This is a genomic window from Xanthomonas sp. NCPPB 2922, assembly GCF_041520885.1.
Lineage (GTDB): Bacteria > Pseudomonadota > Gammaproteobacteria > Xanthomonadales > Xanthomonadaceae > Xanthomonas > Xanthomonas campestris.
Genome location: NZ_JBGOFY010000001.1, coordinates 552,033 through 574,226 on the forward strand (window position 1 = coordinate 552,033; position 22,194 = coordinate 574,226).

General features: G+C 65.6%; 18 protein-coding genes, 1 tRNA gene, 1 other RNA gene and 1 pseudogene. 8 read left to right on the forward strand and 13 right to left on the reverse strand.

The window, feature by feature from the left end:
- Positions 1 to 152: 152 nt before the first annotated feature.
- Both mnmG and ACD584_RS02390 read right to left on the reverse strand, forming a co-directional pair.
- On the reverse strand, positions 153 to 2,057 hold the full coding sequence (mnmG, locus tag ACD584_RS02385) for a tRNA uridine-5-carboxymethylaminomethyl(34) synthesis enzyme MnmG (protein ID WP_076037389.1): 1,905 nt from the start codon (positions 2,055 to 2,057) through the stop codon (positions 153 to 155).
- Positions 2,058 to 2,609: 552 nt separating this feature from the next.
- A complete protein-coding gene (locus tag ACD584_RS02390) occupies positions 2,610 to 3,080 on the reverse strand; it encodes a hypothetical protein (protein WP_076037387.1) in 471 nt (156 codons plus the stop codon).
- A 157-nt stretch (positions 3,081 to 3,237) separates the two neighbouring features.
- Between ACD584_RS02390 and ACD584_RS02395 the strand changes: the two genes are divergently transcribed.
- From ACD584_RS02395 to ACD584_RS02405, 3 genes are read left to right on the forward strand one after another with little or no spacing between them, the layout of a single operon-like run.
- Entirely contained in the window at positions 3,238 to 4,197 is a 960-nt protein-coding gene (locus ACD584_RS02395) for a pyridoxal-phosphate dependent enzyme (protein WP_076037386.1), read from the forward strand.
- Entirely contained in the window at positions 4,182 to 4,799 is a 618-nt protein-coding gene (locus ACD584_RS02400) for a YdcF family protein (protein ID WP_011035634.1), read from the forward strand. Before ACD584_RS02395 ends, ACD584_RS02400 begins: the two co-directional genes overlap by 16 nt.
- A gap of 43 nt (positions 4,800 to 4,842) precedes the next feature.
- Positions 4,843 to 5,262: a nuclear transport factor 2 family protein gene (locus ACD584_RS02405; RefSeq protein ID WP_076037385.1), complete on the forward strand. Its 420-nt coding sequence runs from the start codon at positions 4,843 to 4,845 to the stop codon at positions 5,260 to 5,262.
- Between the two features lie 162 nt (positions 5,263 to 5,424).
- Here the strand turns inward: ACD584_RS02405 and lpxO are convergent, their stop codons facing one another.
- The 7 genes from lpxO to bioB form a co-directional block, all read right to left on the reverse strand.
- Entirely contained in the window at positions 5,425 to 6,330 is a 906-nt protein-coding gene (gene lpxO / locus ACD584_RS02410) for a lipid A hydroxylase LpxO (RefSeq protein WP_011035636.1), read from the reverse strand.
- Positions 6,331 to 6,607: 277 nt separating this feature from the next.
- Complete coding sequence (gene bioC / locus ACD584_RS02415) at positions 6,608 to 7,492, reverse strand: malonyl-ACP O-methyltransferase BioC (RefSeq protein ID WP_076037384.1); 885 nt, start codon at positions 7,490 to 7,492, stop codon at positions 6,608 to 6,610.
- 96 nt (positions 7,493 to 7,588) lie between these two features.
- Positions 7,589 to 8,371 carry an SDR family oxidoreductase gene (locus ACD584_RS02420; protein ID WP_076037383.1) on the reverse strand — a complete coding sequence of 261 codons (783 nt, stop codon included), beginning with the start codon at positions 8,369 to 8,371 and terminating at the stop codon, positions 7,589 to 7,591.
- Between the two features lie 794 nt (positions 8,372 to 9,165).
- Positions 9,166 to 9,927, reverse strand: coding sequence for a pimeloyl-ACP methyl ester esterase BioH (gene bioH, locus ACD584_RS02425; RefSeq protein ID WP_070694215.1), 762 nt, complete (start codon positions 9,925 to 9,927; stop codon positions 9,166 to 9,168).
- Positions 9,928 to 9,958: 31 nt separating this feature from the next.
- A complete protein-coding gene (locus ACD584_RS02430) occupies positions 9,959 to 10,324 on the reverse strand; it encodes a hypothetical protein (protein WP_040940448.1) in 366 nt (121 codons plus the stop codon).
- Between the two features lie 2 nt (positions 10,325 to 10,326).
- Complete coding sequence (gene bioF, locus ACD584_RS02435) at positions 10,327 to 11,532, reverse strand: 8-amino-7-oxononanoate synthase (protein ID WP_070689475.1); 1,206 nt, start codon at positions 11,530 to 11,532, stop codon at positions 10,327 to 10,329.
- Between the two features lie 99 nt (positions 11,533 to 11,631).
- A complete protein-coding gene (bioB, locus tag ACD584_RS02440; RefSeq protein ID WP_076037382.1) occupies positions 11,632 to 12,666 on the reverse strand; it encodes a biotin synthase BioB in 1,035 nt (344 codons plus the stop codon).
- A 49-nt stretch (positions 12,667 to 12,715) separates the two neighbouring features.
- On the opposite strand from bioB, the gene ACD584_RS02445 reads away from it, so the two are divergent.
- Complete coding sequence (locus ACD584_RS02445) at positions 12,716 to 13,441, forward strand: ComF family protein (RefSeq protein ID WP_175611719.1); 726 nt, start codon at positions 12,716 to 12,718, stop codon at positions 13,439 to 13,441.
- A gap of 399 nt (positions 13,442 to 13,840) precedes the next feature.
- Here ACD584_RS02445 and ubiA read toward each other — a convergent pair whose 3' ends face one another.
- Positions 13,841 to 14,746 carry a 4-hydroxybenzoate octaprenyltransferase gene (gene ubiA, locus ACD584_RS02450; protein ID WP_070689477.1) on the reverse strand — a complete coding sequence of 302 codons (906 nt, stop codon included), beginning with the start codon at positions 14,744 to 14,746 and terminating at the stop codon, positions 13,841 to 13,843.
- A 265-nt stretch (positions 14,747 to 15,011) separates the two neighbouring features.
- On the opposite strand from ubiA, the gene ACD584_RS02455 reads away from it, so the two are divergent.
- From ACD584_RS02455 to ACD584_RS02465, 3 genes and pseudogenes are all read left to right on the forward strand, one after another.
- Positions 15,012 to 15,088 (forward strand) — tRNA-Arg (locus tag ACD584_RS02455).
- Between the two features lie 163 nt (positions 15,089 to 15,251).
- Entirely contained in the window at positions 15,252 to 15,698 is a 447-nt protein-coding gene (locus ACD584_RS02460; protein WP_076037380.1) for an Arm DNA-binding domain-containing protein, read from the forward strand.
- 67 nt (positions 15,699 to 15,765) lie between these two features.
- Positions 15,766 to 16,979 (forward strand): annotated as a pseudogene (locus ACD584_RS02465) (IS4 family transposase).
- A gap of 344 nt (positions 16,980 to 17,323) precedes the next feature.
- Here ACD584_RS02465 and ACD584_RS02470 read toward each other — a convergent pair.
- Positions 17,324 to 19,459 (reverse strand): TonB-dependent siderophore receptor, encoded by a 2,136-nt coding sequence (locus ACD584_RS02470; protein WP_070689479.1) that lies wholly within the window; start codon positions 19,457 to 19,459, stop codon positions 17,324 to 17,326.
- A gap of 484 nt (positions 19,460 to 19,943) precedes the next feature.
- Positions 19,944 to 20,648 (reverse strand): superoxide dismutase, encoded by a 705-nt coding sequence (locus tag ACD584_RS02475; RefSeq protein WP_076037937.1) that lies wholly within the window; start codon positions 20,646 to 20,648, stop codon positions 19,944 to 19,946.
- A 182-nt stretch (positions 20,649 to 20,830) separates the two neighbouring features.
- Here ACD584_RS02475 and ACD584_RS02480 point away from each other — a divergent pair.
- Positions 20,831 to 20,906: non-coding RNA, sX9 sRNA (locus ACD584_RS02480), on the forward strand.
- Between the two features lie 226 nt (positions 20,907 to 21,132).
- Here the strand turns inward: ACD584_RS02480 and ACD584_RS02485 are convergent.
- Positions 21,133 to 21,621: a DUF2946 family protein gene (locus tag ACD584_RS02485; protein WP_139328401.1), complete on the reverse strand. Its 489-nt coding sequence runs from the start codon at positions 21,619 to 21,621 to the stop codon at positions 21,133 to 21,135.
- Positions 21,622 to 22,194 lie beyond the last annotated feature (573 nt).

The window sequence follows — 22,194 nt, forward strand, 5'->3', positions numbered from 1 at the left end:
AACGATCGGCCGAGTCGAGCAGACACATAAGGGTTCTGCGGGCACCCGGCTGCACGGCAGCCAGGAACATCCGTCACTCACGCCAATGCAGACCTCAAGGCCAAGGCAGCGCGTGTAACGTCACGTCGCTGCCTTGCATGCCAATGACAGCGTCACGCCACCTGGCTGCGCCGCGCGCGTTCCAGGTGCACCAGCAGCAGCGAGATCGCGGCCGGGGTCATGCCCGGAATGCGCTGTGCCTGGCCGATACTTTGCGGGCGCACGCGTTCGAGTTTCTGCTGCACTTCCATCGACAGGCCACGCACGCCGGCGTAGTCGAAACCTTCGGGGATCGGCGTCGTTTCGTGGCGCTGCTGGCGGGCGATTTCGTCGCGCTGGCGATCCAGGTAACCGGCGTATTTGACGCCGATTTCCACCTGTTCGGCGACCTGCGCATCGTCCACGCCCGGGCCCAGCGTCGGCACCCGCATCAGCGCGGCGTAGCTGAGTTCCGGGCGCTTGATCAGGTCCAGCACATTGGTCTCGCGGCTCATCGGTACGCCCAGGGTATCGACCACCTCGCGGCCCAGGGCATTGCCCGGCGTGGCCCAGAGTGCCGACAGGCGCGCGGTTTCGCGCTGCACCGCCTCCTGCTTGCTGGAAAAACGTGCCCAGCGCGCGTCGTCGACCAGGCCCATCGCGCGCCCCACGCCGGTCAGCCGCAGATCGGCGTTGTCTTCGCGCAGCTGCAGCCGGTATTCGGCGCGGCTGGTGAACATACGGTACGGCTCGGTGGTGCCGTGGGTGATCAGGTCGTCCACCAGCACGCCCAGGTAGGCTTCGTCGCGGCGCGGCGACCAGGCCGGCAGCGCCTGCACGTGGCGTGCAGCGTTGAGCCCGGCCAACAGGCCCTGCGCGGCGGCTTCTTCGTAACCGGTGGTGCCGTTGATCTGCCCGGCGAAGAACAGCCCGCCCACCGCCTTGGTTTCCAGCGAGGCTTTGAGCCCGCGCGGGTCGAAGAAGTCGTACTCGATCGCATAGCCGGGGCGGGTGATATGCGCCTGCGCAAAGCCGCGAATCGAGCGCACCAGCGCTAGCTGCACGTCGAATGGCAGTGAGGTGGAAATGCCGTTGGGATAGATCTCGGTGACGTCCAGGCCTTCCGGTTCGACAAAGATCTGATGGCTGGTCTTGTCGGCGAAACGCACCACCTTGTCTTCGATCGACGGGCAGTAGCGCGGGCCAATGCCCTCGATCTGCCCCGAATACAGCGGCGAGCGGTGCAACGCGCCACGGATGATGTGGTGGGTCTGCTCGGTGGTATGGGTGATCCAGCAGCTGACCTGGGTCGGGTGGTCGCTGAGCTGGCCCATGAACGACATCACCGGCAGCGGGTCATCACCTGGCTGCTCATCCATCAGCGTGTAGTCGAGGGTGCGCCCATCAATACGCGGCGGAGTCCCGGTCTTGAGGCGATCGATGGCGAACGGGCGCTCGCGCAGACGCGCGGCCAGCGTGGTGGCCGGCGGGTCGCCCATGCGCCCGGCCGCGTACTGGGTCTCGCCGACATGGATCTTGCCGGCCAGGAAGGTGCCCGCGGTCAGGACCACGGCCGTGGCCTCGAAGCGCAACCCGGTCTGGGTGATCACCCCACGCACGCTGTCGCCTTCGGCGGCACCGTTATGGATGATCAGATCGTCCACCGCCGCCTGGAACACGGTCAGGTTGGGCTGCGCTTCGACGATGCGGCGGATCGCGCTGCGGTACAGGTTGCGATCGGCCTGGCAGCGGGTGGCCCGCACCGCCGGCCCCTTGGAGGCATTGAGGGTGCGCCACTGGATGCCGGCCAGGTCCGCCGCCTTGGCCATCGCCCCGCCCAATGCGTCGATCTCCTTGACCAGGTGCCCCTTGCCGATCCCGCCGATGGCCGGGTTGCAGCTCATCGCGCCCACGGTCTCGATGTTGTGGGTCAGCAGCAGCGTGCGCGCACCGGCGCGGGCAGCCGCCAGCGCCGCCTCGGTGCCGGCGTGGCCGCCACCAATCACGATGACGTCGTAGAGATAGAAGGAGTCGGACATGGGCGTGGACCAGAAGCAGGAGGAAGACCAGCGGCCGCGAACGTAGCGGCTGAAGGGCGGTTTGCGGCATTAACACGCGAAATATGTGATGCAAATCACATTATCAAACACTGACACTCAAGTTGGCATGTTTCGTGCGGATATCCCTACTGCACCCGTCGTGGCATTGCGACATGGGCGCAAGGCTGGAATTGGAACAGGGGCCAGCCGCGCGTGCGATGGGGTAGCGTAAGGGCCGGTAGTCGGGGGACTGCCGGCCCTTAGTTTTATCTGCACGTCGCCGGCGCACACGCTCTGGCCCGCTTCGCAACGCTCCAATGCACAAAGCCCCGGGATGCCGGGGCTTTGTGCATTGGAGGCGCCGATATCCGACAGGGCCGGAACAGGGGGGATCCAGATTTCCCTGTCGGACATCGACATAAGTCGGTCAGTGGAGTGGCCAGGTCAGAAAACGACGTGGCGGGTCACACAGTGCACCTAGCTTGCAGCCAAGTGCAGACTGAACGCAAGCCCCCAACATTGCCAAGTGTGGGCTGCGTCGCAGTGAGCAGATCAGGGAATCTGCTGGCGCGTAGTGCGGGGTGCGGTCTGCCGCTGGATCTCGCGGATCACCCGCGGCGGAGCACCGATACGTGGCGGCTGCGCCGGACGCGGTGGCGCGCCGGTGGCTGGCGGCGGGTTGGGGCGCTGCGGGCGCGGACCGTTGGGCCGGCCACTCGGGCGTGGGCCATTCGGCCGGGGACCATAGTTGTTGTAAGGACGGTACTGCGGACGTCGATCGTACTCGCGGTAATAATAGCCGCCGCCGCCGCGATAGACCGGGTACACCGGATAGTCGTACAGACCGATCCCGCCGGCTCCGTAAGGGCTGCCATAGGAATACGGCGCATAGCCCGGCGGGTAGCGGTACTGCACCGCGGGCGCACCACGGTAATACCCACCCGACCCGGCGCCGGTGTAGTCATACGTCGCGCAGCCGCTCAAGGCCAGCAGGCCGGCGGCAAGGATCAGACGGAATTTCATGGATGGTGCCCTCCTGCAACCATGGTGTCACTGTCGAACCGCGGCATTGAATCGGTCCTTAACTGTGCGGTGATGGCGCGTATGTTCATTGAACGAGCATGCGCGGAACGCCGACCCTCGACCGTGAAGAGTGAGGCGATACGTTAATCTTGGGAGCATGATCGAAACGCTTCTTCCTGCCTATTCCGACGTCCTGCAGGCGGCTGCACGCATTGCCCCGCACACCGCACCGACCCCGTTGCTGCGCTCGCACACGCTGGACGCGCTCAGCGGTGCGCAGCTGATGTTCAAGGCCGAGCACCTGCAGCGCAGCGGTGCGTTCAAATTCCGCGGCGCCTGCAATGCGGTCTGGGCGTTGCCGGCCGAGACCGCCGCACATGGCGTGGTGACGCACTCTTCCGGCAACCATGGCGCGGCGCTGGCACTGGCCGCGCGCACCCGCGGCATCGGCTGCCATGTGGTGGTGCCCGAAGGCGCGGTGGCTGCCAAGCTGGCCAATATTTCCCGGCATGGCGCCACCCTGTGGCGCTGCGCGCCGACCATCGCCGCACGCGAGCAGCTGTGCGCCGAGGTCCAGGCCAGCAGCGGTGCGACCCTGGTTCACCCGTATACCGATCCAGCGGTGATTGCCGGCCAGGGCACCGCAACCCTGGAGTTGCTGCACGACAGCGGCGGCCTGGATGTGCTGGTGGCGCCCGTGGGCGGCGGCGGGCTGGCGGCCGGGGCGGCCCTGGCGCTGCAGGCTTCACCCGGCTGCGCGCTGGTGCTGGCCGAGCCGGCGGGCGCAGCCGACACCGCGCGGTCGCTGGCGGCAGGGCAGCGGCTGGTGGACTTCGTTCCCGACACCGTGTGCGACGGGCTGCGCGGCACCCTGGGGGCGCCCAACTTCGCGCTGCTGCAGGCCGCCGGAGCGCAGGTCATCACCGTTGACGATGCCGCCGTGGTGCAGGCCATGCGCCTGCTCTGGCAGGTCTTGAAACAGGTGGTGGAACCGTCGTCGGCCATCGCGCTGGCGGCCGTGCTGGCCGACCCGGCGCGCTTTGCCGGGAAGCGGGTGGGCGTCATCTTGTCTGGCGGCAATGTCGACCTGGACGCCTTGTCGTGGGCCGCCGCGTGAGCAGGCCCTCGCGTGGGCTCGGCCTGTGGGGTTGGGGGTGGCGGCTGTGCATGCTGGCGCTGATCTGGCTGGTGGGCGTGGCCGGCTGGATCGTCTGGGTGGGCGACCGCGACCAGGCCGCACCGGCTGACGTGATCATCGTGCTGGGCGCGGCGGCCTACGACGCGCGCCCCTCTCCCGTGTTCGAAGAGCGCATCCGGCACGCGCTGGACCTGTATGCACGCGGCTACGCGCCGCATCTGCTGTTTACCGGCGGCTTTGGCAACGGGGCGCGTTTTGCCGAATCCCAGGTGGCGCGGCGCTACGCGCTGCGGCATGGCGTGCCGTCGGAAGCCATCGTGATCGAGACCAGTTCGCGCACCACCCGGCAGAACCTGCTGCAGGCGCGCGCGCTGATGGAGCGGCATGGCATGCACCGGGCGATCATCGTCAGCGACCCGCTGCACATGGCGCGCGCGCTGCGGCTGTGCCAGGAGCTGGGCGTGGATGCGCTGGCGTCGTCCACCCCGAGCACGCGCTTCCGCAGCTTCCACACCAGCTGGCGCTTCCTGTTGCAGGAGGTCTATTACTTCCACCGCGATCTGGTGGTGCAGGGCGCCTGATGCCGGGCCTATGATGGCGGCTTTCCCAGCGGCAGGTTCGAGCATGAGCGAGAGCAATCGGCAACGCGCCACCGGCCTGGTCCAGGCCTACTACGAGGCATTCAACCGCGGTGATTGGGATGCCATGCTGGCGTTCCTGGCTGAGGACGTCGCCCACGACCTCAACCAGGGCCCACGCGAGATCGGCCGGGCGGCCTTCGCCAGCTTCCTGCAGCGCATGAATGACAGCTACCGCGAGCAGCTGCGCGACATCGTGGTGACTGCCAATGACGCGGGCACGCGCGTCGGCGCCGAGTACGTGGTGCATGGCGTCTACCACACCACCGACGAAGGCCTGCCGGATGCGAACGGGCAGACCTATGTCTTGCCCGGCGGCGCGTTCTTCGATGTGCGCGATGGGCAGATCACGCGGGTGACCAATTACTACAACCTGCAGGAATGGATTGCGCAGGTATCGCGCTGACGCCACGGCTGCTGCGGTGCAGGTTGGCTAAATCAGCACGCTGGACTGCGTAGGAGCGCGCTCGCGCGCAATGAAGCGATACCGATAACGCCACATCGCGCGCGAGCGCGCTCCTACGTGGTTGGTCGGGCATTGCAGCAGCTGACGGGCGTAATGCCTGCGTTACAGCAGCACGATGCCCACGACCACCAGCACGAAGATGCCCCACTTGAGCGTCTGGTAGAGCGGGTTGTTGCGCTCCTTCAGCGCCTTGGCCTTGAGCCGTGCGGCGTAGAAATACCGGAACACCCGGTTGATGCCGCCGGTCTTGTCGCCTTCCTGGTTCGGCGAGGCGCCGGCCGAGAGCAGGCTACGGCCGACGAAGCGGTTCACCGCGGCCGCCCAGCGCCAGCGCATCGGGCGCTCGATATCGCAGAACAGGATGATGCGGTCCTGGTCGGTGTCGTTGCGCGCGTGGTGGATGTAGGTCTCGTCGAACATGGTCCACTCGCCGTCGCGCCAGCTGTGGCGCTGGCCGTCGACGTCGATGAAGCAGCGGTCGTCGTTGGGCGTGGCCAGGCCCAGGTGCAGGCGCATGGAGCCGGCGAACGGGTCGCGGTGCGGGCGCAGTTCGCTGCCCGGCGGCAGCTCGGCGAACATCGCCGCCTTGACCGTGGGAATGGAGCGCAGCAGCGCGGTGGTCTGCGGGCACAGCTCGGCCGCAGACGGGTGCGCGGTGCCGTACCACTTCAGGTAGAAGCGCTTCCAGCCGCGGCGGAAGAACGAGTTGAAGCCGATATCGGTGTAGCCGTCGGCCGCGCGGATCTTCTGCATCTGCTGCAGCGCCACTGCCTCATCGCGGATCAGCGTCCAGTTCGCACGCAACGGGGCCAGCTCCGGAAATTCCTTGCCCGGATCGATGAACGGCGTGGTCGGCACCCGCGAACACAGATACATCAGCGTGTTGATCGGGGCCATGAAGGTGGAATGGTCCAGCAGCTGCCGGCTGAGCCGGTGGCGCACGCGACCGCGGTAATGGATGTACAGCGCTGAGGCAATGAACAGCGCGATGATGAGCCACTTCAACATTGGGGAGGCCGGTTTGGGGGCGGGGGCCGTTAACTGGTGAATTCTACCGGTTGCAAGCGCCGAGCCTGCCTGATCGGGATGGGCTCGGCGGTAATACTGTGTCCTACCAAAGACCGGCGACATGCGCCGGCAGGGTGTGCGCCGCTTGCGTGCGGTTGACGCACCGTGGCGCGGGCGCCGGGGTGCTGCCGGAGGCAACGGTGGACCGAAGCAGGCGACTGGTGCATGCCGCGGCCGCGCCTGCCTGGCGGCTGCGCCCGCGCAGTGATCGCCACGCTTAGTCCTGGCGGCGGCGGATCGGGATCGCGCCCACCGGCACGCTGGCGATGTCCTGCCCGCGCTCGCGGATCGGGGCGCCCGGCGCCGGTGCCCAGGCGTGCGCGTAGATGACTTCCCACGAACTGGGCAGGGTGCCATCGGGCCGCCGCAGGGGTTCGTAGGCCGCACTGGCGGCGGCAAAGCGGCCGCGGCCGGTCAGCGTGGCGCGGCGGTTGCTGAGTGCATTGGTGGCGCCCATCGCGCGCAACTCGCGCATCAAGGCGGGCAGGTCGTTGTAGGTGAGGGTGAACAGGTCGCGGTCCAGCACCGGGTCGCGGAAGCCGGACATCATCAGCGCATCGCCGAACTGCGCAATCGGCGGGAAGCGGCTCACATGCGGGGCCGGGTCGGCCTGCGCGAAGGCCTCGCGCAGTTCGATCAGCGTCTCCGGGCCGAAGGTGGAGCACAGCAGCAGGCCGCCGGGCCGCAACGCGCGCCGAAAGCCGGCGAACACCGCCGGCAGGTCTTCCACCCACTGCAAGCACAGATTGCTGAAGATCACATCCACGCTGCCATCGGCTACCGGCAGCGCGCGGGCATCGGCGCAGACCTGCGCAAACGGCTTCCACCAGCCGGCGGTCTTGCGCGCCTGGCGCAGCATCGGCAGCGCCTGGTCGAGCGCGATCACCTGCGCCTTGGGCCAGCGTTTCTTGATCGTGGCGCTGGCATGGCCCGGGCCGGCACCCACATCCAGCACCACCTTAGGCGCGGTGTCGCCGAGATAGTCGAGCGACTCCAGCAGGCGCGTTCCCACCTCGCGTTGCAGGGCGGCGGCGGCGGCATAGCTGCTGGCGGCACGCGCGAAGGCGCGCCGGACGTGGCGGGGGTCGAAAGTGCTGTTCATTGCCGCGCTATTGTCGCCGCTGCGCGCCGCCGAGGGAATTGCCGCAGCGACACGGTGTGATGCGCGCTGGCGTGTTGATGCGCAGCGCCAGTGGCGTCAAAACGTGCCCGGGTAGGCGCCGCCGTCGATCAACAGGTTCTGTCCGGTGATGTAGCCGGCCTGGGCACTGCACAGGAATGCGCAGGCCGCGCCGAATTCGTCCGGCTCGCCAAAGCGCCCGGCCGGGATGCCGGCGCGTTTTTGCGCGGCCACCGCCTCGGCGCTGATGCCTTGTTGCTCGGCGATCACGGCGAAGTTGCCGCGCAGCCGGTCGGTGGCGAACTGGCCCGGCAACAGGTTGTTGAGGGTGACGTTGTCGGCCACGGTGCTGCGCGCCAGCCCGGCCACAAAGCCGGTGAGACCGGCACGCGCACCGTTGGACAGGCCCAGGATGTCGATCGGCGCCTTCACCGCGCTGGAGGTGATGTTGACGATGCGGCCGAAGCGCCGCGCGCGCATCGCATCGACCGTGGCGCGGATCAGTTCGATCGGGGCCAGCATGTTGGTGTCGAGCGCACGCAGCCAGTCCGCGCGTTCCCATTGGCGGAAATCGCCCGGCGGCGGCCCGCCGGCGTTGTTGATCAGGATGTCGACCTGCGGGCAGGCGGCCAGCGCAGCGGCACGGCCTTCGCTGGTGGTGATGTCGGCGACGACGCTGCGCACCTCACCCGCATTGGGCAGGGCGCGCAAGTTGCTGGCGGACTGCTCCAAAGCCTCGCGGCCACGCGCGACAATCACGACATTGGCGCCTTCGCGTGCCAACGCCTGTGCGCAGCCCAGGCCCAGGCCCTTGCTGGCGGCACATACCAAGGCCCAGCGCCCGGCGATTCCCAGATCCATGCGGTGCTCCTTCAAATCAACGAATGCGCATGATCGGTGATCGTGGCTGCACGGCGTGTGCTGGTGGATCGGACAGTGTGTTGATTGGCGGTAGTCCGAGGCAGTGATCTCGCATTGCGTGGCGATTCGCGATCACTGCAATGGCTGCGAGAGGCGGCTGCGATGCGTGCTGCGTGGATTGCCGCGGCTCATGGGCGCGGTGGCACCAGGACGGCATGAGCTCATCATCTCAGGTGTGCGTTTTAGTTGGTCGGGCGCACATCCTGCGCAGGATGCGCGCACCCGTCTTCTCATCCGGGATCAGCAGGTCGTCGATGCGGATTGAAACGCCTGAGTGGCTTGCGTACGTACAGGCCGGTGTACGGCAGCTTGTCGGCGCGCACGCACGTGTCCTTCAGGCTCGGCAGACGTAGCTGGAGTTGATCCGGCGCGAGAGGCTGTTGCGCTGACCGTCGATAGCGACGGGAAACAAAAAAACAGTGTGCTGCGTGCAGTGCGATTCGCACTGTGGCGCGGAGAAAGCACGAGTCCGCCATGCGCGATCCTGGGCGGCATGCCACCGAAAGCGGCTGACGAGATAGGTTGTATCTGCAGCGCTCGCGCATTGCGTTATCGATGTACTGGGCAGGCTCAGGCCTGCGTCAGCGGAAGTGCACCCCATCCAACGCAGCTCACGATTGCTTGCGGCCAGTGAATCCTCACTACACGCCGCGGCCGACGTGAAGCCTTTGCCATGCATCTGCGCACGGGCAGATGCACCTTGCTGCCGCGTCGCATCACACAGTGCGAGTCTCTCAGGGCAATGCTGCAACAAAGCGCTGCAGCGCCTCGGCCACCTGGTCGGCGTGGCCCAGGAACGGTGCATGTCCGCCGCCGTCGATGGTCAGTGCCTGTGCGTGTGGCGCGCGCGCAGCTGCGGCATGCATGCCGGCGGCCGGCACCAGGCGGTCGCGTTGCCCGGCGATCCACAGGCTGGGCCGCGCAAGCGCTGCCAGCGCGCGGCGCAGGTCGGTGCGTTCGAGCAGGCCCAGGCCATCCTGCAGCGCGCTGGCTGCCGGTTCGCCGCGCGCAGTGAGCGTCTCGCGCAGGCTGCGCAACTCGCTGCGCGCATGCGCCGAGCCCAGCGTGTCCAGGGCGAGAAACCGGTCGAGCGTGCCGCGGTAATCGCGCGCAAGATCCTGGCCGAATTGCACGAAGACCTCGCGTTCCACCGCATCGGGCCAGTCATTGCCACGCACGAAGCGCGGTGTGGCGGCGATCATCGCCAGCGCGCGGACCTGCGGTTGGGTGGCCGCTGCATGCAGTGCGAACAGGCCGCCCAACGACCAGCCCACCCAGGCCGCCGGCGGCGTGGCCGCGGCGATTGCGGCCACCACGTGCGGCAAGGCCAGCGGCGTAGTGTCGTCGTGGCTGAAGCCATGCCCGGGCAGGTCCACCAGATGCAGTTGGTAGTGCGGTGCCAGGCGCTCCACCAAGGGTGCGAACACACCGCCATGCAGTGCCCAGCCGTGCAGAAGAACCAGTGCCGGCCCGTGGCCGATGACGTCGATATGCATGCGCGTAGTGTCGCCGATCACGCGTGCTGGGTCAGGTAGCTGCGGCCTCGGCGCGCAACGCAGCCACGCGTGGGCCGAGCCAACGCCATTGCGCACGTGCGTAGCCGCGCCAGCACCAGCGATCGGGCCAGCGCCACGCGCGCGCACGGTGTGCGGCGATGGCCGCGCTCAACCACGCCGGATCGAAGCCGTCCCACACGCCGGCCACGCTGTACACATTGCTGCGCAGCACCGGGTGCACGTCGTGCAACAACATCGTGCGCAGCTGTTCCAGCGAAAACGGCGACTCCGCCAGGCAGTGCACGATGCGCGCGTGCATGGCATCGACTGCGGTGTCCAGATACAGCTCGGCCATTGCCTCCCACACGCGGCGTTGCGCCGGCGTCGGGGCGTGCATGCTCAGGCCAGCGCGCGCTGCGGCTGGCGGCTGACCACATCGCGCGCCTGCACAATGGCATCGACCAGGGCCTGCACCTGTTGCGGCGTGTGCAACGCCGACAACGTCACCCGCAGCCGCGCCTTGCCTTCGGGCACGGTGGGCGGGCGGATCGCACCGACCAAGAAGCCGGCTTGCTCCAGCGCCGCCGACATCGCCATCACGGTGGCTTCCTCGCCGCACAGCAGCGGCTGGATCGGGGTGTCCGAGGCCATCAGTTCGAAGCCATGCCGGCGCGCACCATCGCGGAATGTGCCGATCAGTTCGGTCAGCCGCGTGCGGCGCCAATCGTCGCGACGCGCCAGGCGCACTGCAGCCAGGGTGGCGGCCATCTGCGCGGGCGGCAGCGCGGTGGTGTAGATGTACGGGCGCGCGGTTTCGGCCAGGTGGCGGATCAGCGCTTCTTCGCCCACCACCACCGCGCCATAGCCGCCCAGGGCCTTGCCCAGGGTCACCAGTTGCAGCGGCACTTCGGCCACGCCGAGCCCGGCATCGGCCACGCAACCGCGGCCCTGCGGCCCCAGCACGCCCACGCCGTGCGCATCGTCGACATAGAACAAGGCCTCCTGCATGCGCGCGACCAGGCTCAGCGCACGCAGTGGCGCAACGTCGCCATCCATGCTGAAAACACCGTCGCTGGCGAGCATTGCCGCGCCCTCCGGCGCGCCCTTGAGCTGGCGCATCGCGCCTTCCACATCCAGGTGCGGGTAGCGGCGCAACCGGCAGCCGGCCAGGCGCGTGGCATCCAGCAGGCTGGCGTGATTGAGCCGGTCCTGCACGCAGACATCGTCTTCTTCGCTGAGCAGCGCCTGCTGCACGGCCAGGTTGGCGATGAAGCCACTGCCGAACAGCAGCGCCGACGGATAGCCCAGCCATTCGGCGATGTCGCGCTCCAGCGTTTCGTGCGCGGTGTGATGGCCGCAGATCAGATGCGAGGCAGTCGCCCCGGCACCATCGCGCGCGGCGGCATCCTGCAGTGCGGCCACCACTTCGAACTGTTGCGACAGGCCCAGGTAATCGTTGGAGCAGAAACCGGTCAGCCAGCGCCCATCGATTTCCAGGCGCACGCCGTCGCGGCGGCCCACCTGCCGCCGCACTCGCACCCGCTCCTGGGCCACGCGCAATTTGCGCAGCGACGAAATCCGTTCGTGCAGATCGGGGCGAGCCATGGTGTTCGTCGACAGCGGAAGAGGGCCGCTAGCGTAGCGTGCCGGGCCCAGCGCGCCCAGCCGGCACCGACGGCCGGTGCGGGCTGAGCGCTGATGCGGTCAGGCCGCGTGCTCGCAGGCGGCGCCGCAGGTGATGTCCGCATGCACGGTGCCGGGGTGGTCGTGCTCGGCGGCGTCGACGGTGATCTGCATCGGGCGCAGGCCCAGCCGCTGGAACAACGCCTGGTCGCGCTCGGTATCAGGGTTGGCGGTGGTGAGCAGCTTTTCGCCGTAGAAGATCGAGTTGGCACCGGCCAGGAAGCACAGCGCCTGCAGTTCGTCGCTCATCGCCTCGCGGCCGGCGGACAGGCGCACCATCGACTTGGGCATGGCGATGCGCGCCACCGCGATCATGCGCACGAACTCGAATGCATCCAGGGGCTCGGTGCCGTGCAACGGAGTGCCGGGAACCTGCACCAGCTGGTTGATCGGCACCGAGTCCGGGTGCGCGGGCAACGTGGCCAGCGCATGCAACAGGCCGACGCGGTGCTCGCGGGTTTCACCCATGCCGACGATGCCGCCGCAGCAGGTCTTCAAGCCCACATCGCGCACGTGCTCCAGGGTGTTCAGGCGGTCCTGGTACTGGCGGGTGTGGATGATCGAATCGTAGTAATCCGGCGCGGTGTCCAGATTGTGGTTGTAGTAGTCCAGCCCGGCGTCCTTGAGCGCGCGCGCCTGGCCGGCGTCGAGCATGCCCAAGGTGGCGCAGGTTTCCAGGCCCATCGCCTTCACCTCGCGGATCATGGCGGCCACCTTGGGGATGTCGCGGTCCTTGGGCGAGCGCCACGCCGCGCCCATGCAGAAGCGCGAGGCGCCGGCGGCCTTGGCCTGGCGGGCCTTGGCCACCACGTCTTCGGTGTCCATCAGTTTCTGTGCGCTCACCCCGGTGTCGTAGCGCTGCGCCTGCGGGCAGTAGGCGCAGTCTTCCGGGCAGCCGCCGGTCTTGACCGACAGCAGCGTGGAGACCTGCACCTCGGCCGGGTCGAAGTGGGCACGGTGCACGCTGGCGGCGCGATGCAGCAGCTCGGGAAACGGCAGCGCGAACAGCGCATGCAGTTCTTTGCGATCCCAGTCATGGCGGACGACAACGGACATCGGGGTTTCCTGACAGTCAGCGGCTTGGAAGCCAGGCAGTCTGGTGAGCATGGACGAGGCTGTCAACTTCACGCATCCGCATTCGGTTTACAGGTGGCCACAACGGCTGCTGCGATTGCTGCTGCCATCGCTGTGCCTGGTGTGCGCGGAGTCGGGCACCGACGATTGCGACCTGTGCTCGTCCTGCCGGGCGGCGCTGCCAGACCATGGCACTGCCTGCGCGTGCTGCGCCACGCCGTTGTTTGCCGCTGCCGGGCTGCCACTGTGCGGCCAGTGCCTGCAGCACCCGCCGCCGCTGCAGCGCGCATATGCCTGCTTCACCTATCGCTGGCCGGTGGACGGGCTGCTGCGACGCTTCAAGTTCCATCAGGATCTGGCGGCCGGACGGGTGCTGAGCGAGTTGATGGCCGCGCGCTGTGCCGCCTTGCCGCGGCCACAGGCACTGGTGCCGGTGAGCCTGCACCGGCAGCGGCTACGCCAGCGCGGTTACGACCAGGCGCTGGAGTTGGCCCGGCCGCTGGGCCGCGCACTGCAGCTGCCCTGCCTGCCGCTGTTGCGCCGCGTACGCGCCACCGCGCCACAGTCCGAACTGGATGCCGATGAGCGCCGGCGCAATCTGCGCGATGCGTTTCTGGCGCGTGGGCCGCTGCCCATCCATGTGGCGCTGGTGGACGACGTCATGACCACGGGCGCCACCTTGCATGCAGCCGCACAGGCGTTGCGGCGCGCCGGTGTGCAGCGCGTGGACGCCTGGGTCTGCGCGCGGGTGCCGTGAGGGCGTGGTGGCTTGCGCGTTGTAGCGTCGCGCCGTGAGGTTTGGCCCGCAACGTTGTCGGCGACGGTCCTCCAGTTGCGCTGCTATCGGTGTCACGAGGACAACGTGCCGAGGCGACAGCGCGCCCGGGGATCGGCCTAGAGCGGCACATGAATGTGTCGCGGCGGCGAGTCAGACAGAGGACGTCTGACCGAGCCGAATAGCCGATTCCCGGGCGCGCTGGCGCAGCCCACCGAAGCCGGCGCCTGACAGGTGGAGCCATGCCGCAACCAAACCACTTTCCGCGCCCCGGCCCGCGGTTGCTGCGCGGGCGCTCCAAGGCGCGCACCAGTGCCGGGCAACCTGTGTCTTCGCGGCCCCTGCGGGCTTAACGCGCGGCGCGATTAGCGCATCTACCCGCTAGCGCAACGCCAGCGACGCGGCGATGCCGACGAAGATCGCCAGGCCTACCCAGTTGTTATGCAGGAAGGCGCGGAAGCAGGGGCCGCGTTCGCGGTGGCGCGCGATATGGAATTCGTAGGCCACCAGCAGCGCTGCGATGCCCAGCCCAGCCCAGTAAGCGATGCTGAGGCCGGCGCGCAAGCCCACCAGCACCAGGGCCGCGAACATCAGCGCATACAGCACGCCTTGCGCGATCAGGTCGTAACGGCCGAACAGGATGGCGGTGGACTTGCTGCCCATGCGGAGGTCGTCCTCGCGGTCGACCATGGCATACCAGGTGTCGTAGGCGGTGGCCCAGAGGATGTTGGCGGCGTATAGCAGCCAGGCCAGCAGCGGCACGCTGCCCTGCACGGCGGCGAAGCCCATCGGGATGCCCCAGCCGAACGCCATGCCCAGGTATACCTGCGGCAGATGGGTGTGGCGCTTCAGATAGGGATAGCTGGCGGCCAGAAACAGGCCGGGCACGCTCAGCGCCACGGTCAGCCAGTTGAGGCTGAGCACCAGCGCGAAGGCGACCAGCATCAACACCACGAACACCCACAGCGCCTCGCGGCCGGAGACCGCGCCGGTGGCGAGCGGACGCGACTTTGTGCGCTCTACGTGCGGATCCAGCCAGCGGTCGGCGTAGTCGTTGATCACGCAGCCGGCCGAACGGGTCAGCCAGACGCCAGCGGTGAACACGAACAAGGTCCACAACGGCGGCAGGCCCCCGGCCGCCAGCCATAGCGCCCACCAGGTGGGCCAGAGCAGCAGCAGGCTGCCGATCGGGCGGTCACCACGGACCAACTTCCAATACTGTCCCAGGCGCTCTGGCCACGTCAGCGCAGGGGCCATGGGCACGTTCTCGAAACCTTGCTTGCTCATGCTGCAAAGGGTAGCAGCGCCGCTCGGCCGCGGTCATGCGCTTGACGGTAGGGACGTCGCTGTTGGCTGCGGTTGGGCGCGCTTTTGAAGTGGGTTTTCAGGTGCGGGGCGCTGCGGTGCTGGAGGGATAGCCCCATCTTTGCGACCGCGCGGATAGATGTGGATGCGCCTTCGGCTGGTGCGCGCGGAGGGATGCGCGCCGGGAAGCGGGCCACGGCCCAGGGATCACGCGCATGGCGCCGGTTCTGGCATAATGCGCGGCCAGGCGCTCGTAGCTCAGCCGGATAGAGTAGTGGCTTCCGAAGCCATTGGTCGGGGGTTCGAATCCCTCCGGGCGCACCAGATGAACCCTCCAGGGACATCCAATAAAGTCCAAAACCCCCGAGAAATCGGGGGTTTTTTGTTGCCTGCCAGTCCTGCAAGGTCCACCCTAATCCATTGAAATCCAGGCTGATCGGGGGCATAGATGGGGGCACCAGCCCCCAGCACGGATATGGATGCCCCCATGCCCCCAAGTGACGCCGCAGTACGTAGTGCAAAGCCGGCCACCAAGCCAGTGAGACTGTTCTATGGTGGCGGCTTATACGTCGAGATCTCGCCGAAGGGTGCCAAGCTCTGGCGATGGAAGTATCGCTTTGGCGGTAAGGAGAAGCGCTTGGCACTGGGGGTCTACCCAGAGGTCAGCCTGGCGGAGGTGCGAGCGCAGCATCTGGAAGCACGCAAAGTCCTCCGGTCCGGCATTGACCCAGGTGAGAAGAGGAGGGTCGACAGGCTGGTGCGCGTTGATCGGTCCCAGCCCAGCTTTGCAGCTGTCGCTGCAGAGCTCCTGGCCCTGCATGGCAAGAAGAATTCCGTCCTGACGATGAAGCGCAATGGCAGGATCGTCGAAAAGGACCCCAACCCTGAGGTTTCCCCACATCTCCTCCTGTCAGATCAATCACTTGCGACATAATCGCCTGGAAGAAAGTGCGCGCATGGCGCAATCTTCAAGGTGACTAAGCCAGAGAAGGTTGACGACCATGCGCGCCAGCGAAGTATTGCAGAAGTGCCTGCCCAACTCACTGTCAGGGATGCATGCGTTGCGCGAACGCGCGTTGCTGCATGCGGTCGAGGCGTTGTTGCACGGACGCAGGCTGACACTGATGGACATCGCACGTTCGTGGCCGAGCGCACTGCGGGTGCACGCGCCGCTCAAGGCAGTTGATCGCCTGTTGAGTAATCGCAATTTGCAGGTTGAGCGATCGGTGATTGACCACGAGATGGCGCACTGGCTGCTGCGCGGCGCGCAGCCGGTAATCGTCATCGACCGGAGCGATTTGAAGCCAGACAAATCGTGGTGTCTGCTGCGCGCAGCGGTGCCGGTAGGCGGCCGCACGCTTACCTTGCTGGACATGGTAGTGCCAGGAAAGCAGCAGGGATCGCCTGGTGCAGAAAGACGCTTCCTGCACCAACTGAGGGCACTGGTTCCGGACGATGTTCGCCCGATCCTGGTCACTGACGCCGGCTTCCGGACACCATGGTTCCGCGCTGTATCGGCCATGGGCTGGTGTTGGGTTGGGCGACTGCGCGGGCGCACGCAAGTCAAGCCGCAGGACGTGCGGGATGGAGCAGATCAGTGGATCGATAGCCGGAAACTGCATGTGTTGGCGTCCAATCGTGCATGCGAGTTACCGCCGATGCAGGCCAATCACAGCGATCCACTCGATTGCAGGTTGGTGGTTTACGCCAAGGCACGGCAAGGGCGCAAACGGTGCAATCGCCGCTCACCCGCCAAAGCCTCACGTGCGTCATCGAGTCTGAAGGCCGCGGCGCGTGAGCGCGAGCCTTGGCTGATCGTTGCATCCCCACAGCTGCAGGCACCCAGCGCAAAGCAGTTGGTTAATGTGTACGCACGACGGATGCAGATCGAGCTGGCATTTCGCGATCTGAAATCACATCGCTACGGCCAGGCGCTGGAAGACAGTTTGACCCGACGCGGCGAGCGACTGCAGATCCTGCTGCTGATCAATACGTTGGCTGCATTCGCCAGCTGGTTGGCAGGGCTGGGATGCGAAGCGACCGGTATCGCCCGGTGGCTGTCTCCTCGCAACAGCACACGCAAGCTTTACTCCACGCTACGCATCGGCCGAGAAGCGCTGGTCAGGCAGTGGCCGATGGAGCCCGTCTCACGGGGATAGGGCGCTTGCGCGCACTGCCTGCGGCAGTGCGCGAGCAGATGATGCTTACGGTGTAAAACGTGGGGATACCTTAGTATCTGGACCGATTGCGGTACTTGTAACAGAGGGGTATCGGTGCGCGTGGCAGCACTGGATTCGGAAACGGTATAGCTGTCGCGTTTCGCACGCACCTGGAGCGTGTCCAATGTCCAGCTGTTGAATGCCGGCTCGGAAGTTTGGGGTGATGCAGGATCTTGTGCTGACACTGCGTCCTGGTCGAGCGAAGGCGCGGCGAGCAGTGCTGGCGAAGCGAGAGCAGCCGCAAGCGCGAACGCCAGGCGGGAGGGAGCGGACGGTGTGGCCCTGGAGGGATGCATGGAAACTCCAACAATGAGCGGGAAGGTCGAGATGTGACTGGCCATCAGAATCGATGGTCCACGGTGAACTCGACGCGCCTGTCGGCACCCCGCAGCCACTGGGTATCGGTGTAATAAGCCGTTTCGTAGAACGTCTTGTCGAAGGCATTGAAGACGCGGGCGGTCAGTCGGGTGGCTGGGCGGGCCTGCCAGGAGACCGTGACATCCGTGGTGGCATAGCCCGGAAGTTGCAACGTATTGGCAGTGTCCGCATAGCGCTTTCCGACATACCGAACACCCGTGGCGACCGTCCAGTCTGTAGCCACCTGCCAGCTCACCCACGCATTGGCCAAGTGCTCGGCGACGTTGGGCGGCACGTTGCCATCCCGAGAGACCGCGATGACCGGCGAACCAGTGGTCTCCAGAAAATCTTCGAACTCTGCCTTCAGCACGGTGGCGTTGAGATCCAGCGACCATGCCGGCGCGAAGACCCATGCCAAGGACGCCTCCACCCCCTTGGACGTTTGTGCGCCCACCTGGACACGTCGGTCCGGGTTCAAGGGGTCGCGGCTAAGCAAACCGGTCTTGCGAATGCGATAGGCAGCCAAGGTCCACTCGCCGCCATCAAAGCCCTGTTTGAAGCCAACTTCCACCTGCTTGCCTCTGGATAGATCAAATGCCCCGTTGCTCGGACTGATCATTAGCAGACCACTGATCGGGTCAGACGCTTGAGAGAACTGGGCGTAAAGCGTGGACGTTGGCCGGAGTGCAAACACCGTTCCGGTACGCCAGCCGGTATTTGAGTAAGTCTTTGAGAACGTCCGCTGCCCGCTGATCAGGTCGGTGCGCTGAACAATGGCACGGTCATGGCGGAGGCCTGCCAAGATGGACCAGCGGTCGGTCAGCGCCAAACGGTCTTCAAGGAAGAGCGCGTATTGCTCGGCGCTGTTGCGATACCGGGGGATATTCGGCGCGTCGCTAATGAACCGGCCCGGCACCGGATTGAACAGGTCCACCGGCCCGGAACTTCCCGAGTAGGTGTTATTGGTGTGCTTGAAGTGGGCTCGGTTGGCATCTACGCCAACGGCAAAGGTGTTGTCCATGTGGCCAAGACCACCCCGCAACCGCAGCGTGGAGGTCAGACCGGTCTGGTCCTGGTTGTGCGTGATCTGCGTGTTGTCGGAGCGGTCGATCAGCCCGGTTGTCGCGTTATAGACGTAGGCCTCGGCATTGCGCCAATCGCGCTGGCTGTCGACCTGGTAAAGGCGCGTGCGCCATTCAACCGTATCGTTGGGCGTCCACACCGCGTCGAGCTGGCTCCAACGGTCTCGGAACCGGATGACGCTGTCAGAGACGTTGTAGTTTTCGTGGCGCAACGCATTCAGCTGTTGGCCGTCCACCAATGGCGTGCCGAAGTAACGCATGGGGCGTTGATAGCCTTCTGCATGCGTCAGTGTGAATTGCAGGTCCGGCCGCGCTTGCCAGAGCAATGCGCCCGAGAAGGTGGCATCACCGTTGTAGCCACGATCCACCCAGCCGCTACTGTAATTGCCACTGACATCCAGCCGGTAGGCGAGGTTGGAGCTCAACGCGCCCCCGCTGCCGACCCCCAGTCGTGCCGTGTCCTGGCTGCCCACGGTAGCTCGAAGCTCGTTTTCCACCGGGCCAAAGTGAGGCTTCTTGGGCACGATGTTGACTACGCCCCCGATCGCGCCGTCGCCATAGATGACGGAGGCCGGGCCACGCAACACTTCGATGCGTTCGATCGACCACGTGTCAAAAGGGAACGTGACTCCCACGCCGCCGTACTGTCGGATGCCGTCATACAGACGCATGACCGACGCACTGTCGGTAAAACCACGGCTGGATAGGGCACTCAGGCCATTGCCTGGATGAGGCATCGCGCTGATGGCACCGGCCCAGGTGATGGCATTGTTTAGGTTGGCATTGCCGCGTGCGTTCAGTTGCTCACGCAAGATAACGGTCAGGCTTGCGGGAGTATCGAGCACGCTCAGACCGAGTGCCGAACCGGTCGAACTGATGTCAGTCAATGTGACTGCGCGATCGTCGACGACCCGGACCGTGTCGAGCGTTCGGGGCGCTGGGCCTTGTTGTGCCAAGACTCCAGTGGAATGCAGCAGGAATGGAACGAGAGCCAAGGCTAGGCGTCCCGGACGGAGGACCGAGGGAAAGGAATGCATGGGTGGTTCCAGGTGGAATAGCGCCGTGGGCGCAAGCGGGCGTTGTTTGAGAACGACTACGCCGCCATCGGAGGGCCACGTGGACGGTGCGCGGTGCTGCTGGCGAACCGCGGGACATTCGACGCACAAACGTCACTGCCGGCTGAGGCATGAGTGGGAGCGGCACGCCTCCAGGTCCAGTCATGCGGGGTGAGAAGAAGCGCTGCCAGCAGGCAGTGCTCGCAAGCAGCGTCGTGGGGCAGGGCGTGCTTGCCTAATTGGATTTGCCCTTCGCGACTACCCAGGGCCAGCGTGGCCGGTTTGGTTGCCAGCTGGTGGCCCGTCTCGCACATGGCCTCCATGACCATCTGCTGCGGCAGCGATTCAACCCACCGGCTGACAACCGGCGCAACCACCAGCAGCAAGGCCGCCATGGCGGCCCAGCTGCGGATAGCGTGGGCAAGGAATCTTCGAAGAGCCATGGGCGTGGGCGAGGATTGGCCGGTCAGCGCTTGGCTGCAGCGCCAAAGCGGGCGTTGACCTCGGTCCAGTTGACCACCGACCACCACGCCTTGATGTAGTCGGCCCGCTTGTTTTGGTAATGCAGGTAATACGCGTGTTCCCACATATCCAGGGCCAGCAGTGGCGTGCCGCGGTCGGACACGACATCCATCAATGGGTTGTCCTGATTGGACGTGGTGGTGATCGCCAGTGAGCCGTCTGGTTTGACGATCAACCAGGCCCATCCCGAGCCGAAAATTTTTGTGGCCGCCTCGGAGAACTTGGTTCTGAAGGCCTCTTCGGAGCCGAACGACTGTGCCAGTTTTGCCTTGAGGGCCGGCGATATCGTTCCTCCCTGGCCTGCGGGTGCCATCAGCGTCCAGAACAGGCTGTGGTTGTAATGGCCGCCGACATTGTTGCGGACCGCCGCGTCGTACAGAGAGATATGGGCCTGGATGTCTTCGACAGACGTGGTCGACAACGCTGGGTAGTCTTCGACCTTGTTGTTGAGGTTATCGACGTAGGCCTTGTGATGGCGTGCGTGATGGACCTCCATCGTTTGCGTGTCGATGGCCGGTTCCAATGCATTGGTCGCGTAGGGAAGCGCCGGTAGCGAGAAGGCGACTTTAGGTGCGTCGGCTGCGACTGCAATATTTGAAAGTGCCAGCAGGGCGCTGAGGCCTAACGCTTTAATGGATTGGCAATTCATGGTGTTTTGCTCCGATTTCAAGAAGGACGAACAGGGTGCTAGCAGGCGTTTGGCATGAAAGCACAAGCGCACGGCGGACTGTGTCGGTCCGTTGGAGTCAGGAACTCTGGTCCTCAATTAAGAGCATCTAACAAAACTCCTGCGCAGCCGCCAGGCGAGCGCGGCCGGTGCTCGGAATCCTCATGTACCACTCGTACACTGCGGTTCCTACGCGCCTTCCGCGCCCACCTGACGGCTGTTCGCTATGTTTTGTCAGCCGCTCTAAATCGTAAGGACTGCAGTGCACAGGCACTTGTACGCGTCAACCTCACAACGTGCGACGACGCTCCGCCCTTGCTCGCGCAGGAGCAAATCGTTCAAACCGGGCACTCGACGGCTCAGTCTCGTCCTAGCAGATCCGCTACACCTCAACTTGGCAGCCATACAAGCCAATAGCCGCCAGCCCAAAGCAAAGACGGAAAAGATGCCGCACCGGAACGTTGTGTCAGGCGAGAACGACGGAAGGGGGGCCGCGGGCACCCAAGGTGCTTGAGAGCAGCGATAGGCGCGTATTAGCGAGCCTTGCTAATCGCCCGAAGCTGCCAGGGCAGCCAGTGAGGAGCAGTAGCACTGCAATCAACAGACTGATCAAACGGGCAGCAATCACGCAGTAATCGCAGTCGACGCCCATGTCATGCTCGGCATGTGGGCCGGGCATTGGGCGTGCATTTGCCGTCTCATCGTCTGCGTCGTGATGGGGATAGACGTGGGATGAAATTGAAGCCGTCTCCAGCACGTCTACAGCATCGTGGTGATGCTGGTGGCGAGGCGTCTGCTTAAAATGCGAGCCATGCTGATGCACTACGTTGAGCGCTGAGGAGGCCGATGCTTCGGACTGCTTCAGGGCGCGACTTACCAACGGCGCAATGAGCATCAAGAGAATGGCGAGCCATGCGCAGGCAAGCAACCAGTGGTGGCGTCGTGAACGGTGCACATTCCGATTCTAATGGAAGCGGCCGACGAATGGTCTGTGGGCCAAGATTGTCGAAGGGCTGCGACAAAGTGTCGCAATGTGTGTTGGAGCAACGCCTGCCGCAAGGTCTGTCTGCCTTTCGCAAAGGTTTCAGGTAGCGAATACGCCAATGCCACATGCTCCATGCGCTGAGTAACCCACGGACGAGGGCGCGATGGTGAGCGCGTGTGTTGCTAGGCTTCGCTCACCGAGCCTCTGCTCGACACGTAGCATGTAGCCAACCAGTGTTTGGCGTAGTCGTACGCGGCGTTTTCGGTCAGTGAAGGCAACACCGGATATGGATTGACGATGAAGTGTGATGCCACCGGGCTTGGAAATAAGGAGTTCGGGTAGGAATTTACCGTCAGCCGGTGAGAAGTGCGCCGTTAGCAGATAGTCGCCCACGTGACGAGTTGCGGTAACGCCCAAGAGCATTTTTCCTTGATGGTGCCCAGCACCGTTGGTTGTTCGAAACATCAAAAAAAAAGCCGCAGCCAGGCGCTGCTTGGTGGCGGATGATCATGGACGACAAGAGTCCAACAGGCAGTCGGTGTT